Source organism: Cobetia sp. 29-18-1 (assembly GCF_029846405.1).
GTDB classification, from domain to species: Bacteria; Pseudomonadota; Gammaproteobacteria; order Pseudomonadales; family Halomonadaceae; genus Cobetia; species Cobetia amphilecti.
Genome location: NZ_JARWKS010000005.1, coordinates 51,687 through 67,016, shown reverse-complemented (window position 1 = coordinate 67,016; position 15,330 = coordinate 51,687). Strand labels below are relative to the sequence as shown.

General features: G+C 60.4%; 15 protein-coding genes and 3 tRNA genes. 12 read left to right on the top strand and 6 right to left on the bottom strand.

Annotated features, from left to right (window positions below; genetic code table 11):
- Positions 1-230: 230 nt before the first annotated feature.
- From glpK to QD208_RS05415, 6 genes are all read left to right on the top strand, one after another.
- Positions 231-1,763, top strand: coding sequence for a glycerol kinase GlpK (gene glpK / locus QD208_RS05440; RefSeq protein WP_131432463.1), 1,533 nt, complete (start codon positions 231-233; stop codon positions 1,761-1,763).
- 2 nt (positions 1,764-1,765) lie between these two features.
- Positions 1,766-2,488, top strand: coding sequence for an MIP/aquaporin family protein (locus QD208_RS05435; RefSeq protein WP_249330616.1), 723 nt, complete (start codon positions 1,766-1,768; stop codon positions 2,486-2,488).
- A 216-nt stretch (positions 2,489-2,704) separates the two neighbouring features.
- Positions 2,705-3,427, top strand: coding sequence for an aquaporin family protein (locus tag QD208_RS05430; RefSeq protein ID WP_279836059.1), 723 nt, complete (start codon positions 2,705-2,707; stop codon positions 3,425-3,427).
- Between the two features lie 388 nt (positions 3,428-3,815).
- Positions 3,816-3,892: transfer RNA gene (locus tag QD208_RS05425), tRNA-Val, on the top strand.
- A gap of 37 nt (positions 3,893-3,929) precedes the next feature.
- Positions 3,930-4,006 (top strand) — tRNA-Val (locus QD208_RS05420).
- 50 nt (positions 4,007-4,056) lie between these two features.
- Positions 4,057-4,133, top strand: a tRNA-Val gene (locus QD208_RS05415).
- A gap of 114 nt (positions 4,134-4,247) precedes the next feature.
- Here the strand turns inward: QD208_RS05415 and QD208_RS05410 are convergent.
- From QD208_RS05410 to QD208_RS05390, 5 genes are all read right to left on the bottom strand, one after another.
- Positions 4,248-5,297: an alpha/beta hydrolase gene (locus tag QD208_RS05410; protein ID WP_279836056.1), complete on the bottom strand. Its 1,050-nt coding sequence runs from the start codon at positions 5,295-5,297 to the stop codon at positions 4,248-4,250.
- 164 nt (positions 5,298-5,461) lie between these two features.
- On the bottom strand, positions 5,462-5,950 hold the full coding sequence (locus tag QD208_RS05405; protein ID WP_131432461.1) for a GAF domain-containing protein: 489 nt from the start codon (positions 5,948-5,950) through the stop codon (positions 5,462-5,464).
- Between the two features lie 207 nt (positions 5,951-6,157).
- Positions 6,158-6,976, bottom strand: a complete 819-nt coding sequence (locus tag QD208_RS05400) for a MetQ/NlpA family ABC transporter substrate-binding protein (protein WP_043335679.1) — start codon at positions 6,974-6,976, stop codon at positions 6,158-6,160.
- 160 nt (positions 6,977-7,136) lie between these two features.
- A complete protein-coding gene (locus QD208_RS05395; RefSeq protein WP_107336314.1) occupies positions 7,137-7,790 on the bottom strand; it encodes a methionine ABC transporter permease in 654 nt (217 codons plus the stop codon).
- Positions 7,771-8,814, bottom strand: a complete 1,044-nt coding sequence (locus tag QD208_RS05390; protein ID WP_107336315.1) for a methionine ABC transporter ATP-binding protein — start codon at positions 8,812-8,814, stop codon at positions 7,771-7,773. Before QD208_RS05390 ends, QD208_RS05395 begins: the two co-directional genes overlap by 20 nt.
- 712 nt (positions 8,815-9,526) lie before the next feature.
- On the opposite strand from QD208_RS05390, the gene QD208_RS05385 reads away from it, so the two are divergent.
- The 6 genes from QD208_RS05385 to QD208_RS05360 all read left to right on the top strand — a co-directional run bounded on the left by QD208_RS05385 (position 9,527) and on the right by QD208_RS05360 (position 14,376).
- Positions 9,527-10,138: a riboflavin synthase gene (locus QD208_RS05385; protein ID WP_054557313.1), complete on the top strand. Its 612-nt coding sequence runs from the start codon at positions 9,527-9,529 to the stop codon at positions 10,136-10,138.
- A gap of 300 nt (positions 10,139-10,438) precedes the next feature.
- Positions 10,439-11,740, top strand: coding sequence for an NCS2 family permease (locus QD208_RS05380; protein WP_279836051.1), 1,302 nt, complete (start codon positions 10,439-10,441; stop codon positions 11,738-11,740).
- Positions 11,740-12,285, top strand: coding sequence for an adenine phosphoribosyltransferase (locus QD208_RS05375; RefSeq protein ID WP_043335609.1), 546 nt, complete (start codon positions 11,740-11,742; stop codon positions 12,283-12,285). Before QD208_RS05380 ends, QD208_RS05375 begins: the two co-directional genes overlap by 1 nt.
- Positions 12,286-12,456: 171 nt before the next feature.
- Complete coding sequence (gene gpt, locus QD208_RS05370) at positions 12,457-12,954, top strand: xanthine phosphoribosyltransferase (protein ID WP_043335607.1); 498 nt, start codon at positions 12,457-12,459, stop codon at positions 12,952-12,954.
- Between the two features lies 1 nt (position 12,955).
- A complete protein-coding gene (gene ung, locus QD208_RS05365) occupies positions 12,956-13,666 on the top strand; it encodes a uracil-DNA glycosylase (protein ID WP_279836049.1) in 711 nt (236 codons plus the stop codon).
- 38 nt (positions 13,667-13,704) lie between these two features.
- A complete protein-coding gene (locus tag QD208_RS05360) occupies positions 13,705-14,376 on the top strand; it encodes a glycosyltransferase family 25 protein (RefSeq protein WP_279836047.1) in 672 nt (223 codons plus the stop codon).
- 86 nt (positions 14,377-14,462) lie between these two features.
- On the opposite strand, the gene QD208_RS05355 is transcribed toward QD208_RS05360, so the two are convergent.
- Positions 14,463-15,260: a sulfotransferase gene (locus QD208_RS05355; protein ID WP_279836204.1), complete on the bottom strand. Its 798-nt coding sequence runs from the start codon at positions 15,258-15,260 to the stop codon at positions 14,463-14,465.
- Positions 15,261-15,330 lie beyond the last annotated feature (70 nt).

The following is a 15,330-nucleotide window of genomic DNA, read 5'->3' as shown; positions in this document are numbered from 1 at the left end:
CGCGCATTTGGCGCTAACGTTTGCAGCGATATTCGAAGACGAACATTTCGTGTTCGGTTGTGATGGTTCAAGAGGAAGTGTTCTCGCTGCGCCTGCCAAGCGCGGAAAGAACAAAGCCAACCCGCTTTCTCCTGTCGCCCTCACATGATACCCGAGCCAATATAGTGAAGTACCGCAGTCTCCGCTGACGTGTACTCTCAGAAGCAGCCTCGAAGCCAAGGACAGTCATAATGTCTAGCCCCAAGCCAGAGAAAGACTCTCGCGTCGATGGACCCACGCGCATTCTCGCGATCGACCAGGGTACCACCAGCTCCCGCGCCATCCTGTTCGATCGTGAAGGGACGGTGACAGGTCTGGCCCAGGAAGAATTCCCGCAGCATTTCCCGGACAGCGGGTGGGTCGAGCACAACGTCGATGATATCTGGGGGTCGGTGAAGCGCACTGTGCGTCAGTCGCTGATCAACACCAATGTCGGCGCCGAGCAGGTGGCCGCCATCGGGATCACCAACCAGCGTGAGACCACCATCGTCTGGGACCGCGAGACCGGCGTACCGGTCTACAACGCCATCGTCTGGCAGGACCGCCGCACCCACGAGTACTGTCGTGAGCTTTCCGATGCCGGTCATGGTGACATGATCCAGCAGAAGACCGGTCTGCTGATCGACCCGTATTTCTCCGCGACCAAGCTGCGCTGGATTCTCGAGAATGTCGAAGGCGTTCGCGCACGCGCCGAGAAGGGCGAGCTGGCCTTCGGTACCGTCGACAGCTATCTGATCTGGAAGCTGACCGCCGGCAAGCGTCACGTCACCGATGCCACCAACGCCTCGCGTACCTGCCTGTTCAACATCGTCGATCAGTGCTGGGACAGCGAGCTGCTGGAGCTGTTCGGTATCCCGGAAAGCCTGCTGCCGCAAGTGCTGGATTCCAGTGATGATTTCGGTACCACCGACCCGCAGCTGTTCGGTGCGGCGATGCCGATTCGCGGCGTGGCCGGCGATCAGCAGGCGGCGCTGGTCGGTCAGGCCTGCTTCACGCCCGGCATGAGCAAGAGCACCTATGGCACCGGCTGCTTCATGATCATGAACACCGGCGAGAAGATGGAGCTGTCCCGCAATCGTCTGCTGACCACGGTGGGCTATCGCCTCAATGGCAAGCCGACCTATGCCATGGAAGGTAGCATCTTCGTGGCGGGCGCAACCGTGCAGTGGCTGCGTGATGGCCTGAAGCTGTTCTCCGATGCCTCCGAAACCGAACCGCTGGCGCGTGCGGCCAAGGCCGACCACGGCGTCTACATGGTGCCGGCCTTCACTGGCCTGGGGGCACCGCACTGGGACCCGCAGGCGCGTGGCGCGATTCTGGGGCTGACCCGTGGCACTGGCATCACCGATATCGTGGCGGCCGGCCTGCAGTCGGTGTGCTATCAGACGCGTGACCTGCAGGAGTGCATGCTGGATGACGTGGCCATCAACTGCGCGAATCTGCGCGTGGATGGCGGCATGGTCAGCAACAACTGGGTGATGCAGTTCCTGTCTGACATGCTGGGCGTGAAGGTGGATCGTCCGCGCGTGCTGGAAACCACGGCGCTGGGCGTCGCGTATCTGGCCGGCCTGCATATCGGCTGGTATGAAAGCCTGGATGAGATCAGCGAGCTGTGGCATTGCGAGCGGACCTTCGCCCCGGAAATGGCGGAAGAGCAGCGTGAGCGCCTCTACGCCGGCTGGCTGGAAGCGGTGGAAAGAGTGAAAAGCGACGGAGGCCACTGAGCATGTGGACCGATGTCATGACAGGCGAGTTTCTCGGCTGTCTGTTCCTTATCCTGTTCGGCGGTGGTGTGGTCGCCAATGTGGTGTTGTCTGACACCAAGGGCAATGGTTCCGGCTGGATCGTGATCACCACCGGCTGGGGCTTTGCCGTGATGATCGGCGTGTTCGTGGCCGTCTCGACCGGTTCGCCCCAGGCGGACCTCAATCCGGCGGTGACGCTGGCCAAGTATCTGCTCGGGGTGCATGCCACCCTCGTTGATGTGGCGCGACATGTCATCGCGCAGATGCTCGGTTGTTTCGCCGGTGCCGTGATGGTGTGGCTGGCCTATCTGCCGCACTGGAAGCGCACCAGCGATGCTGGCCTCAAGCGTGCGGTGTTCTGCACCGACCCGGCAGTCGAGTGTCGTCTGGGCAACATGCTCAGCGAAGTGATCGGTACCGTGGTGCTGATCTTCGGTATCGGCGCCATCGTCGGTTCCGGCACCATCAGCGCTGGCCTGCTGCCGTATCTGGTCGGCATGCTGGTATGGGCCATCGGCCTCTCGCTGGGTGGCGCGACCGGTTATGCCATCAACCCGGCACGTGATCTGGGCCCGCGTATCGCGCACTCCTTGTTGCCGATCCACGGCAAGGGCGCCTCCGGCTGGGGGTATGCCTGGGTGCCGATCGCCGGCCCCCTGGCGGGTGCCTTGATCGCGGCCTCGATGTGGCATCTGCTGCTGTAACAAATCCTTGCCGCAATCCGCTGGAGCAGCCCCCTGCACCTGTGGCACTGTAGCCTGACTTCGCCCCGTCCCTCGACGGGGCGAAGTCATTTCGGGTCTCCGCCTTTTCTTGCCATCACCCGGCGATAGCACCACTTCATCGTCATGGGGCGCGTTCGTGCGGGCGAGAGGTGGCGGTAGACGACTGACAGGGGGCAAGTGGCGGAGGTCATCAAGATGTGGACTGACGTCATGACGGGCGAGTTTCTGGGCACCACCTTCATGATTCTGCTGGGAGGTGGCGTGGTCGCCAATGCGATGCTCAGGGGCACCAAGGGGGCGGGTTCCAGCTGGTTGATGATCAATGCCGGCTGGGGATTTGCCGTGATGGTCGGGGTGCTGGTCTCGACCTCGACAGGGTCGCCCTACGGCGATCTCAATCCGGCGGTGACGATCGCGAAATACCTGCTGGGCGTGCATACCGACGAGCTCAAGGTCGCCAGGATGATGCTGGCGGAGCTGCTGGGCTGCTTCATGGGGGCGGTACTGGTGTGGGCGGCCTATTACCCGCATTGGGAGGTGACCCGAGACCCGCTGCGCAAACGCGCGGTCTTCTGTACTGATCCGGCAGTGGCCAACAAGACGGCCAATGTCATCAGTGAAGCGATCGCGACGGTGGTGCTCATCTTCGCCATCGGCAGCATGGTCGACAGCGCGCTGATCACGGATCAGGCGCTGCCGTATCTGATCGGTGTGCTGGTCTGGGCGATCGGCCTGTCACTGGGTGGGCCAACCGGCAACGCGATGAATCCGGCGCGCGATCTGGCGCCGCGCATCGCGCATTGGGTGTTGCCGATTGCCGGCAAGGGCAGTTCGGGCTGGCAGTATGCCTGGGTGCCGATCGCTGGCCCCTTGCTGGGGGCCGTGTTGGCAGCTGCGCTGCGTCGGGTCTTCCTCTAGCCGTCGAGGCGCTGCGGCCAGCCATTGTCGTGTCCGTGCGCTGCCAGCCAACCTTGTGCCATTCGACAAGAGTGGCTGGCGGCGTAGGGCAGAGCAGAGCAGGGCAGAGCAGGGCAGGGCAGAGCAGGGCAGATCAGACCGGGTGAGTTCTTTTCAGGCCTGGCCGCGATGACGTGCCTCGCTTGCGTGCCACGCGCGCGGCCGGTCCGTGCTCGTTCTGTGTCCGCTCTATGCCCGTTCTATTTGCCTGATCATGGCAAGGCGGAATGGCGAGAAAATTTTTTATCATCAGGGGGTTGCATCAAAACGGGAGTTGCGTAGAATACGTCCTCGCTGACAGGGCAAAGCACTTCGCATCACACTGCTTCGCGTTTCAGCATGCTGACATAGGACCATAGCTCAGTTGGTTAGAGCGCCACGTTGACATCGTGGAGGTCGGCGGTTCAAATCCGCCTGGTCCTACCAGCATCGGCACTGATGGCAACATCGCGCCACTTGATTCAGGACCATAGCTCAGTTGGTTAGAGCGCCACGTTGACATCGTGGAGGTCGGCGGTTCAAATCCGCCTGGTCCTACCAAACCGTTCCACGGTATGTTTCAAGTGTTCCTGTGTCATCTGCCACACTTCAGGACCATAGCTCAGTTGGTTAGAGCGCCACGTTGACATCGTGGAGGTCGGCGGTTCAAATCCGCCTGGTCCTACCAGATTCCAGAAAACGCCCGGCTCATCGAGTCGGGCGTTTTCGTGTGCGTGTCATGAAAATCTGCCGCGAGGCTGGCGTGTGACCAGTGCGTAACATCTGGCGAGAGAGGCGCCGCTCAGGCAAGCTTAGTGTCGAGGAATTCGCGTGCTTCCTTGAGGGCGGCATTGGCAGCGCTCAGCAGCGGAGCGAAACCGACGAACACATGTGGCATGTCCGGCCACAGACTCAATGTGACGGGCGAGCCGCAGTCCTGCGCCTGAGTGGCGTAGCGACGGCTGTCGTCGAGCAGGATCTCCGCCTCGCCGCACTGGATCAGCGTCGGAGGCAGGTCAAACAGATTTCCCTCCAGCGGCGAGATGCGCTGATCGCTCATGTCGGTGCCGTCCTGCACATAGGCCATGCTCACAAAGGGCAGCAGATTGGGGTCGAGGATCGGGTCCACCTCGGCCTTGCGCGCCAGCGAGGCGCTGCCCCAGCTGAGGTCCGTGGCGGGCGAGAAGGCGATCACCGCATCCGGCAGCCGCTCGCCTGCGCTCTTGAGCGCATTCACGACCGCCAGCGTGAGGTTGCCGCCCGCGCTGTCACCGGCCAGCAGCAGGTGGTCCTGCGGGTATTCGTCACACAGCCAGCGCCACGCGGCCAGCACGTCCTGCAGGCCGGCCGGGAAGGCGGCCTCTGGCGCGAGGCGGTAATCCAGGGTGTAGGTCTCGGCGCGTGCCGCTCGCCCCAGGCGGCTTGCCAGAGGACGATGGCCGGCAGGCGAGCCTGCGATCCAGCTGCCGCCATGCACATACAGCAGGCGACGCGGGCGCGCTGGTGCGTCATCGGGTGCCGGCAATATCTCACAGACACGCTCTCCCTCGCCACCCGGCACCATCGCGAGGCGCGGTGTCACGCCGGTGTCGAGAATGCTGGCGTCGGCGGCGAAGTAAGCCTCTAGCAGGGTGCGCTTGGCACCGAGGTCATTGCCGGTGCGCGCCGTGAAGGCCTTGATACACTCAAGATGCTTGATGACTCGCTCAAGGCCGGCATGCGCATCGTCGTGATTTTGCAGCGAGGCCTCCGCATGTGGGGGCGGCGAATCCGGGGAGGAGGGCGATGTAGAGGTTGATGTGGAGGGCGAAGTAGAGAGCGACGAGGGATGAGATGGCGACCGGGATGACATGTTTGGCTCCTGTCGGGGGCGAGAGCTCTTAACCTGTCATCTCGTACGGGGCTGTGCAAGGCCTGGCAGGCCACAACGCAAACCGCCCGCCGTGCGGGTGGCGCGGCGGGCGGCAGAGCGTGATGCTGACGTTCAGGCTGCCTGTCAGGCGGGCGCTCAGTTTGTCAGGCAGGAACGCTGTCGAAGTCGCTGGAGGCGATGAAGATCTCGACCAAGCGCTCGATGCCGGCCTGATCCTCTTCGTCGAAGCGCTCGGGGCTAGGGCTGTCCAGGTCCAGCACACCCCACAGCACTTGCTGGCCGTCCTGCTCGATGAGCACCGGGATGACCAGCTCGCTGCGCGAGGCGGCGTCACAGGCGATATGGCCCGGGAAGGCGTGTACATCCGCGACACGCTGGGTGGTGCGCTCGGTGGCGGCGGCGCCACACACGCCCTTGGTGAAGGGAATCGGGTGGCAGGCCGGCTGACCCTGGAACGGCCCCAGGTGCAGGATCTGCGGCTGACGCTGTACATAGAAGCCTGCCCAGTTGAGGTTCTCCACCGTCATGTTGACGAAGGCAGCCGTCTGGGAGGCGTTGGTCAGCCAGTCGCGGGTATCGAGGATGGCATCCAGCTGGCGGGCCAGCAGTGAATAGTCGGGGCGAGTGGCCATGAGGGCTCCTGAGGGATAGGTAAGGTGGCGAGATGGCGCAAGAATGCGGTCGCGGGTCGCCTGTTTCAAGCGTGTCCTGCGCGTGTGTCTTCTCGCGCAGCGTCGGCATCTGGGCGCGATGAGATGCGTGCATCCACCGGATGCAAAAGCGCCGACCAGTGGTCGGCGCTTTGCGTTCAGGCGTCTGTCAGTGACGTGGGGTGAGGCTTACTTCCAGCCCGGCACCGCCGCACCCTTGAACAGCTCTTCCGCCTTGGCTTCGACTTCCGGCGTCTGGTAGGCCTTGACCAGCTTCTGCACCTTCTCGCTGTCTTCATCGCCCTGACGCACGACGATCAGGTTGACGTACGGAGACTCGGCGCCTTCACGGATCAGCGCGTCTTCCGGCTTCAAGCCAGCCGGCTGGGCGAAGGTGTTGTTGATGAAGGCCAGGTCGACGTCCGGCAGGATGCGCGGCAGCTGGGCAGCCTCGATTTCCTTGAACTGGTAGTCATGCGGGTTCTTGGCGACGTCGATCGGGGTCGCTTCGAGGTTGCCCTTGTCGGTCAGCTCGATCATGCCCAGATCGTGCATCAGGATCAGGGAGCGGCCTTCGTTGGACGGATCGTTCGGCAGGGCGATGGTCGCGCCGTCCGGCAGTTCGCTGATGTCTGCGTACTTCTCGGAGTAGGCGCCGATCGGGTACACGAAGGTCTTGCCGGCGCTGGCGAACTTGTAGCCACGCTCACGCACCATGGATTCCATGTACGGCTGATGCTGGTAGGCGTTGGCGTCCAGAGAGCCATCGGCCAGCGCGGCGTTGGGAGACACGTAGTCGGTGAACTCGGTGATCTCGACGTTCAGGTCGTACTTTTCCTTGGCGATCTCGGCCGCGACCTTCATCACTTCGGTTTCCGGGCCTGCGACGGTACCCATCTTGAGGGTGTTCTCGTCGGACGCGTCGTTGCCACAGCCTGCCAGCAGGGTGGCGCCGAGCAGGGTGGCAGCGCCGGCAAGGCGCAGCGGGGAAGAAAGCGTGGTCAGCATGTTGCGCATCGATGTTCTCCTTGTGATCCGACGTGACCGGCGGGGTCCGCGGGATGTTATGAGTGACGGCTCATGGTGATGAGCCGTCACGATACCGAAAGCCGTGTGATTTGTAGATCGAACGCCACTTCTATGTCAGTCACCGCTCATGGAGCGACGCTTACTTGTGGTTCGACTTGCGCACCAGATGGTCGCCCAGGCTCTGGAAGCCCTGCACCATGACGACGAGGATGACCACGGTCACCAGCATCACCATCGGGTCGAAGCGGTTGTAGCCGTAGCGAATGCCGAGATCCCCCAGGCCACCGCCACCGACGGTGCCGGCCATGGCGGAATAGCTGATCAGCGTCACCACGGTGATGGTCAGGCCATTGATGATGCCGCCGCGTGCTTCCGGCAGCAGTACCTTGGTGATGATCTGCATCGGCGTGGCGCCCATGGCCTGTGCGGCCTCGACCAGCCCCGGGCCGACTTCATTCAGCGCGCCTTCGATCAGGCGGGCGACGAAGGGAATCGAGGCGATGGTCAGCGGCACGATGGCGGCATTGGTGCCGATCGAGCTGCCCGCGATCAGGCGTGTCAGCGGGATGATCGCCACCATCAGGATGATGAACGGCACCGAGCGACCGATGTTGGTGATGATGCTCAGCACGCTGTTGAGTGCCGGGCGCGCGAGAATCTGGCCGGGGCGCGAGGTATAGAGGGCCACGCCCAGCGGAATGCCGAGTGCCGCGGAGATCAGGCCTGCCACCGCGACCATGTACAGGGTCTCGAGGGTGGAGGACAGGACGAGTTCAAGCAGTGCGGGTGACATGACCGAGCACCTCCACTTTCAGGTCGTGGGATTCGAGATAATCGAGCGCTTGCTGGGTCTGGCGGCTGTCGCCCATCAGTTCGGCGATCATCAGGCCCAGGGTGCGGTCCTGAATGGATTCCACCTTGGCCTGCAGGATGCTGACATCCACCTGGCATTCACGCGCCAGACGCGAGATCAGCGGAGTGGAGACGGCGTCGCCGCTGAAGGCCAGGCGCACCACCGGGTGGGTGTGCGGGCCGGCGGTGGCTTCGAGGCGCTCGACCAGCGCGCGTGGCGGCTCAAGTTCCAGGAAGTCATTGAGGAACTCGCGACCCAGGCGGGTCTGCGGTGCGGTGAAGAAATCGCCTACCGAGGCCACTTCCACCAGTTCACCGCCGCTGATCAGGGCGACCTGATCACAGATGCTCTTGACCACTTCCATCTCGTGGGTGATCAGCAGGATCGTCAGGCCCAGCTTGGTGTTGATGTCCTTGAGCAGCTCAAGGATGGAGGCGGTGGTCTGCGGGTCGAGCGCCGAGGTGGCCTCGTCGCACAGCAGCACCTTGGGGCGGCTGGCCAGCGCGCGGGCGATGGCCACACGCTGTTTCTGACCCCCGGACAGCTGGGCAGGATACTGGCCGGCCTTGTCGCTCAGGCCGGTCAGCTCCAGCAATGGCTCGACGCGCTTTCTGATCTCGTCTTTCGAGATGCCAGCCAGCTCCAGCGGCAATGCCACATTGGCGAAGACCGTGCGTGAGGAGAGCAGATTGAAGTGCTGGAAGATCATGCCGATCTGGTGACGAGCGCTGCGCAGGGCGGACTCGTCGAGCTCGGTCAGTTCCTGGCCATCGACGACGACGCTACCGGCGGTGGGGCGTTCGAGCAGATTGACGCAGCGAATGAGGGTCGACTTGCCGGCACCGGACAGGCCGATGACACCGGTAATGGCGCCTTGAGGAACCGTGAGGCTGGCATCCTTGAGCGCGACCACGGCCTTGTCACCACTGCCGTAAGTCTTGGAGACGTTCTTGAGTGTGATCATGGGGGTCCGAGTGGTTAAGGCACCAACCGGATTGCGGGCGAAGGTCTGTAGAGGACAGAACGTTCTGCCGGCGTCTGCGCACATGGCAGACAGCGAAGAGGGGAGCGATCCAGTGGGGAGAAAAAAGACCACCCAAGACGGGTGGCCATCAACGCTGGACACACCCTTTTAGCAGAACTTGCACCCCGTGAGACCAGCTCTCGTGGTGGGCGCCCGCAATCCGGGTACAAATCGGCGCCAAACAGATTTGAGGCGCATTCTATCAGTCACCTTGGGGGTGTCAACGACTTTGGTCTTGCGCTGGACGTTTATTCGAACTGTCGTTCGATATGGCAATTTGGCGATGCGCTCTGTAAGCCATTTCTTACAAGGCTCTTGTCGTGACGCGGGTTTCAACAGGCATCGACGGCTTTCCTGTCTTGACGGTCAGTCGGGGATGAGTTGCGGCCCGCTCCGCGCTCGCCGTGACAGCCGTGCTCGCCTGTTACGGGAGACGGGAGACGGGAGACGGGAGACGGGAGACGGGAGACGGGAAGCGGGTGGCGAGGGCGGCAACGCCGCGCACCCCCGCGGCAGACAACGCCAGCATGTCGACGGCTAGTCCACCATGCTAGGATTTCGGCTGGGCATGCCGGCCATCTCGCTGCTGCATGCCGTCCCTTATTCACGGCTTCTCGACAGCAAGAAGCAGCAGTGCAAGGAAAGATCACGCATGTTCACGGGTATCGTACAAGGCATGGCGGAAGTGGTGGCCATTGAAGAACGCACTGACTTTCGCACGCATCAGGTCCGGTTGCCGGCGGGACTGGAGGCGGGGCTGGAGCTGGGGGCCTCGGTGGCCCATAACGGTTGCTGTCTGACCGTGACGGCGCTTGAGGGTCAACTGGCCAGCTTTGACCTGATGCGCGAGACGCTGCGTCTGACCAATCTGGGCGAGCTCGAGGTGGGCAGCGTCGTGAACGTGGAGCGAGCGGCACGCTTCGGCGACGAGATCGGCGGGCACTCGATGTCCGGGCACGTGATGGCGATGGTGACCATCGATGCCATCGAGGCCACTGCCGACAATCGTCGTATCTGGTTCCAGGCGCCGGCCGAGCTGATGCGTTTTCTGTTCGACAAGGGCTATGTGGGACTTGACGGTGTCAGCCTGACGATCGGCGAGGTGCAGGGCACACGCTTCTGCGTCAATCTGATTCCCGAGACACTCGAGCGCACCCTGATGGGCGTGCGCGCCGTCGGTGATCAGGTCAACCTTGAAGTCGACCCGCAGACCCAGGCCATTGTCGAGACCGTCGAGCGGGTCATGGCCTCCCGTCTGGCATGAGGCTTGCAGGTCTGCAGCGGATCAACTCACTGGCAGGACGCCAGAACTCGTCTGACTGGTCAGGAAATATGCCGGGAATGCTCGATTCGCTGCAGACCTTTGGGTACCATGTTGCGCCTTTCGATGCCCTGCCGCTGGCGGGGCATCGTGGTTCAGGCAGGCTGAACAGGGGAAAAGCTTCATCCGACGCCCTGTGCGGCACACCTGTCCGAGCGAGTTCGTCTTGATCTGCTGATTCTGACAATCACCGACCACTGCGCCTTGCCGGACAGGCACTGCTCAAGGATAGGGGCTACCTCAATGCTGGAACGTCTTTTCAAGCTCTCCGAGCACGGTACCAATGTGCGTACCGAAGTCATCGCAGGATTTACCTCCTTCCTCGCGATGGCCTATATCATCTTCGTGGCTCCCTCGATGCTGGCCTCCACCGGCATGGATCACGGCGCCGTGTTCGTCGCGACCTGTCTGGCGGCCGCCATCGGCTGTCTGATCATGGGCCTTTACGCCAACTACCCGATCGCGCTGGCACCGGGCATGGGACTGACGGCCTTCTTCACCTATACGGTCGCCGGTCAGATGGGCGTGCCCTGGCAGGTCGCGCTGGGCGCGGTCTTCCTGTCCGGGGTGAGCTTCTTCCTGCTCTCCGCCTTCAAGATTCGCGAGTGGATCATCAATGCCATTCCCACCTCGCTGAAGACCGGCATCGCCGCGGGCATCGGCCTGTTCATGGCGATCATCGCCCTGCAGGGCAGCGGCATCGTCGTCGACGCCCCCGGCACGCTGGTCACGCTGGGCGATCTATCCTCGCCGGCGGCCATGTATGCACTGCTCTCGTTCTTTTTGATCGTCGCGCTGTCGTATCGGAAGGTGATCGGTGCGGTGATGATCGGCATACTGCTCGTCACGCTGCTGGCGACCCTGACCGGCAACAACGACTTCCACGGCTTTGCCTCGATGCCGCCGAGCATGCTGCCGACATTGGCGGAGCTCGATATCGCCGGCGCCTTCAATCTGGGCATGGTGTCGATCATCTTCGCCTTCCTGTTCGTCGATCTGTTCGACACCTCGGGCACGCTGATCGCCGTCTCCCAGCAGGCTGGCCTGACCAATGAACGTGGCCATCTGCCGCGCCTGGGACGGGCCTTGATGGCAGACTCCAGTGCCACCATGGTCGGCTCTGTCATGGGCACCTCGAACGTGACCAGCTACATCGAATCCGCCACCGGCGTGGCCGCCGGCGGACGTACCGGCCTGACGGCCGTCGTCGTTGCCGGCCTGTTCCTCGTCAGCCTGTTCCTGTCGCCGCTGGCGACCTCGATTCCGGCCTTCGCCACTGCCGGTGCGCTGTTGTATGTCGCCTGCCTGATGACGGGCGGCCTGGCACGCATCGACTGGAACGACATTACTGAAGCGGCACCGGTGGTGATCGCCACCCTGGTGATGCCGCTGACCTACTCGATTGCCAACGGGATCGCGCTGGGCTTCATCAGCTACGCCGTGATCAAGCTGTTCTCCGGCCGTTATCGTGATCTGAGCCCGGGGCTGGTGATTCTCGCCATCCTGTTCGCCTGCAAATACCTGTTCCTCGACGGAGCCCTCTAATGAGCATCTACAGCGACTACATCAAGTCTGTCATCCGCACCGTGCCGGACTGGCCCCAGGAAGGCGTCAACTTCCGTGACATCACGCCGGTGCTGCAGAACTCCGCCGCGTTCCGCAAGCTGATCGACTCCTTCGTGCACCGCTATCAGGAGATGGAAATCGACGCCATCGCCGCCATCGATGCGCGTGGCTTCATCATCGGTGCTCCGCTGGCCTACGAGCTGGGCTGCAGCTTCGTGCCGGTGCGCAAGAAGGGCAAGCTGCCGTTCAAGACCATCAGCGAGACTTACTCGCTGGAATACGGTGAGTCCACCGTCGAGCTGCACTCCGATGCCTTCCGTGAAGGCGATCGCATCTTGGTGATGGATGACCTGATCGCCACTGGCGGCACCATGCTGGCGGCCTGCAAGCTGATCGAGCGCACCGGTGGTGTGGTCGTCGAGACGGCAGCCATCATCGATCTGCCGGAAATCGGCGGCTCCGCGCGCATTCGTGAAGAAGGCCACAGTGTCTTCGCGGCGTGCAGCTTCACCGAATCCGAGTAATGCCGGCTTGACGCGATGGCCCTGTCTTCTGGCAGGGCCATCGTCGTTGCTGCGGGCAGCGAATCTGAGGCCCTTGTCCGCGCTCTAGCGTGGCTGAGTGGATCTTCCCCTTGTGCGGTGGCGCGCCAGCCACCATGCTTTCCTTCTGTTTCGTCATTGCGAGTGACCCACATGTCTTCCGAACGCTACCACGACCACTTCATCGTCTCCTGGGACCAGCTGCACCGTGATGTGCGCGCGCTATGCCACGACCTCAGCGGTCGCGATTTCAAGGGCATCATCGCCATCACCCGCGGTGGCCTGATTCCGGCTGGCCTGATCGCCCGCGAGCTGGGTATCCGCCACATCGATACCGTGTGCATCAAGAGCTATCACGACCACATGGAGCAGGGTGGTCTGGAAGTGGTCAAGGGCGTCGACCACGACGGTGACGGCTGGCTGCTGGTCGATGATCTGGTCGACACCGGCAACACCGCACGTGCGGTGCGTGACATGCTGCCCAAGGCGCACTTCGTGACCGTCTATGCAAAGCCGGAAGGGCGTCCGCTGGTCGATGGTTTCATCACCGAAGTGCCGCAGAACTGCTGGATCCAGTTCCCGTGGGACATGGGTATCGCCTACGTCGAGCCGATCGCCGAGCAGCTCAAGAAGCAAGAGAGCGATAGCTGACATGCCGTTGGAGACTGCCGCGACTGGCCGCTCCGAGGTGTTGCCTGCCGATTGGCAGGCGCATCTTGGCCAAGAGTTTCAGGCTGACTACATGCAGCATCTGCGCGACTTTCTGCGCGCCGAGAAAGATGCCGGCAAGGTCATCTATCCGCACTCCGATGACTGGTTCCGTGCCTTCTGGCTGACGCCGCTCTCCAACGTCAAGGTCGTGATCCTCGGGCAGGACCCGTATCACGGCCCGGGCCAGGCGCATGGACTGTGCTTCTCGGTACGCCCCGGCGTACGCCCGCCGCCTTCGCTGAAGAACATCTACAAGGAACTGGCCACCGATGTCGGCGTCGAACCCGTCGATCACGGCTTCCTTGAAAGCTGGGCGAAGCAGGGCGTCTTGCTACTCAACAGCGTGCTGACCGTCGAGCAGGGCAAGGCCGCCTCGCATCAGAAGCAGGGGTGGGAGCAATTCACCGACCGCGCCATCGACGTGATCAATCAGCACTGTCAGGGTGTCGTCTTCCTGCTCTGGGGCAGTCATGCCCAGAAGAAGGCCCGCGCTGTGGACACCCGGAAGCACCTGGTGCTCCATGCGCCGCACCCGTCTCCCCTCGCAGCGCACCGCGGTTTCTTCGGCTCTCGCCACTTCTCTCAAGCTAACGCCTGGCTGGAAGCGCGTGGGAAAAAGCCGATCGACTGGCAGTTGCCTTCCAGTGAGTAAATAACATCCCTAGAACGTCATCACGGACGGAGCAGACCATGTCTACATTGGAAGTCGATGGAGTTTTCTGCATCAGTCTTGTCGAGCGAAAAGATCGACGTCAAATGCTGCTTGAAGAGTTTGCGCCATTAGGCCTTGATATAGAGTTCTACCTTGCTGAACGCGACTCTGAAGATCCTGAGCGAGGTTGCTATGAGTCACACCAAGCTTGTGCGGCCATGGCTATCGAGCGAGGTTATGAAAGAGTCTTGATTTTGGAAGATGATGCGACGTTACTAAACTTTAAACATGAAGTGATACGACGAGCTAATACTTTTTTAAAACTCAAGAAGCCTGAGATTTTATATCTCGGAGGCATGCTGGGGCGTATGTGGTTGATCCCCTTTCCTAATATTGTACGTGCGCGACTAACAGGCACTCACGCATATGTACTTTCACGACAAGGGTGCAAGAATTTGGTAAGACAAAAGTTTGCTGGCACTCCGATTGATACGCATTATTGTAATGTAGTGAAGTCTTATTCGGTTTATCCAATGCTTTCGGCTCAACAGCCAGAAGATGAGATGAAAAGCGATATCGTTGAGAATCGTGTCAAGAGGAAAGGAGGGGCTAGTGTTAAAGATAAGCGTTATTGGGATAATAATTTCTCGAAACAGCCTAGTGCAATAAAAAGAGACATCTGGCGTACCCTGTGTATGCGATGGCTGTAAATGTACGGTGATCTTTCTGTTTTATTATCCCGGATATAAGTCTATAGACTCTGATAATCCGGGGTAAATATATCGATTAATTGAGGTTATGCTGAGTATCCTAGTTTGCTTGAAACTTCTCTCACTCTTGACATGATGTAGGTAGATTGCTCTTTGTTGAATATTTTCTTCCATCCATCTTTATTTGGTTTGATCGATTGGCTTACTTGCTCTTCGCGCACTTTCATGTTTCTTTTTTGAGAGGTTTTACTGTATATAGTGTCTTTGGGTTCTAGAATGCTATTATCATAAATATAGCCCAAAAAGTTTAGCGCAGCCTTGAGTACTTTTTCTGGTTCCTCTGTGAGCTCCTCATATTTTACGAATAGCACATTTTTTTTATTTTGTAGCTCCAGAGCTTTGGAGTTATCATAATTCCATCTGTCGATGCAGTATTCTATATCTCCAAAGCGTTTATACAGAGAAGCTATCGTATCCAGAGGGTTTCGTGTCATGACAATGAATTTATTGTTTGTTAATACCTTTTGTACACGCTCATAAGAATATATGTGCTTTGGTGTTTTTTCCAAAACGCAGCTTTGGCCATATGATTCAGCAAAATAATTCCATTCACGTAGAATAGCCTTGATTGATGAAAGTGAATGACGTCCTTGAGATAATACGCCAGTTTCTCTACCAATCCCGAGGATATCTGTATGGTTGCTCAGCTTTGCGGCCATTAGCGTTGTTCCGCTATGGCCGCATCCGACAATGAAGGTGAATAATGTATCGGTTTCTAAGGGTTTCGAGAAATATGATGGCAATGCATTATAGCCTCTCTTTATATAATGCTCTACGTACTTGCTTCGTGTGACTTTATGTTTTACCAAGCTTTTTATGATCATCTTTTTCGACCGCGCATTCATATTAAGTGTTTGGTGCTGTGCTTTGGGCATCAGCATTTTAGTTGAGAAT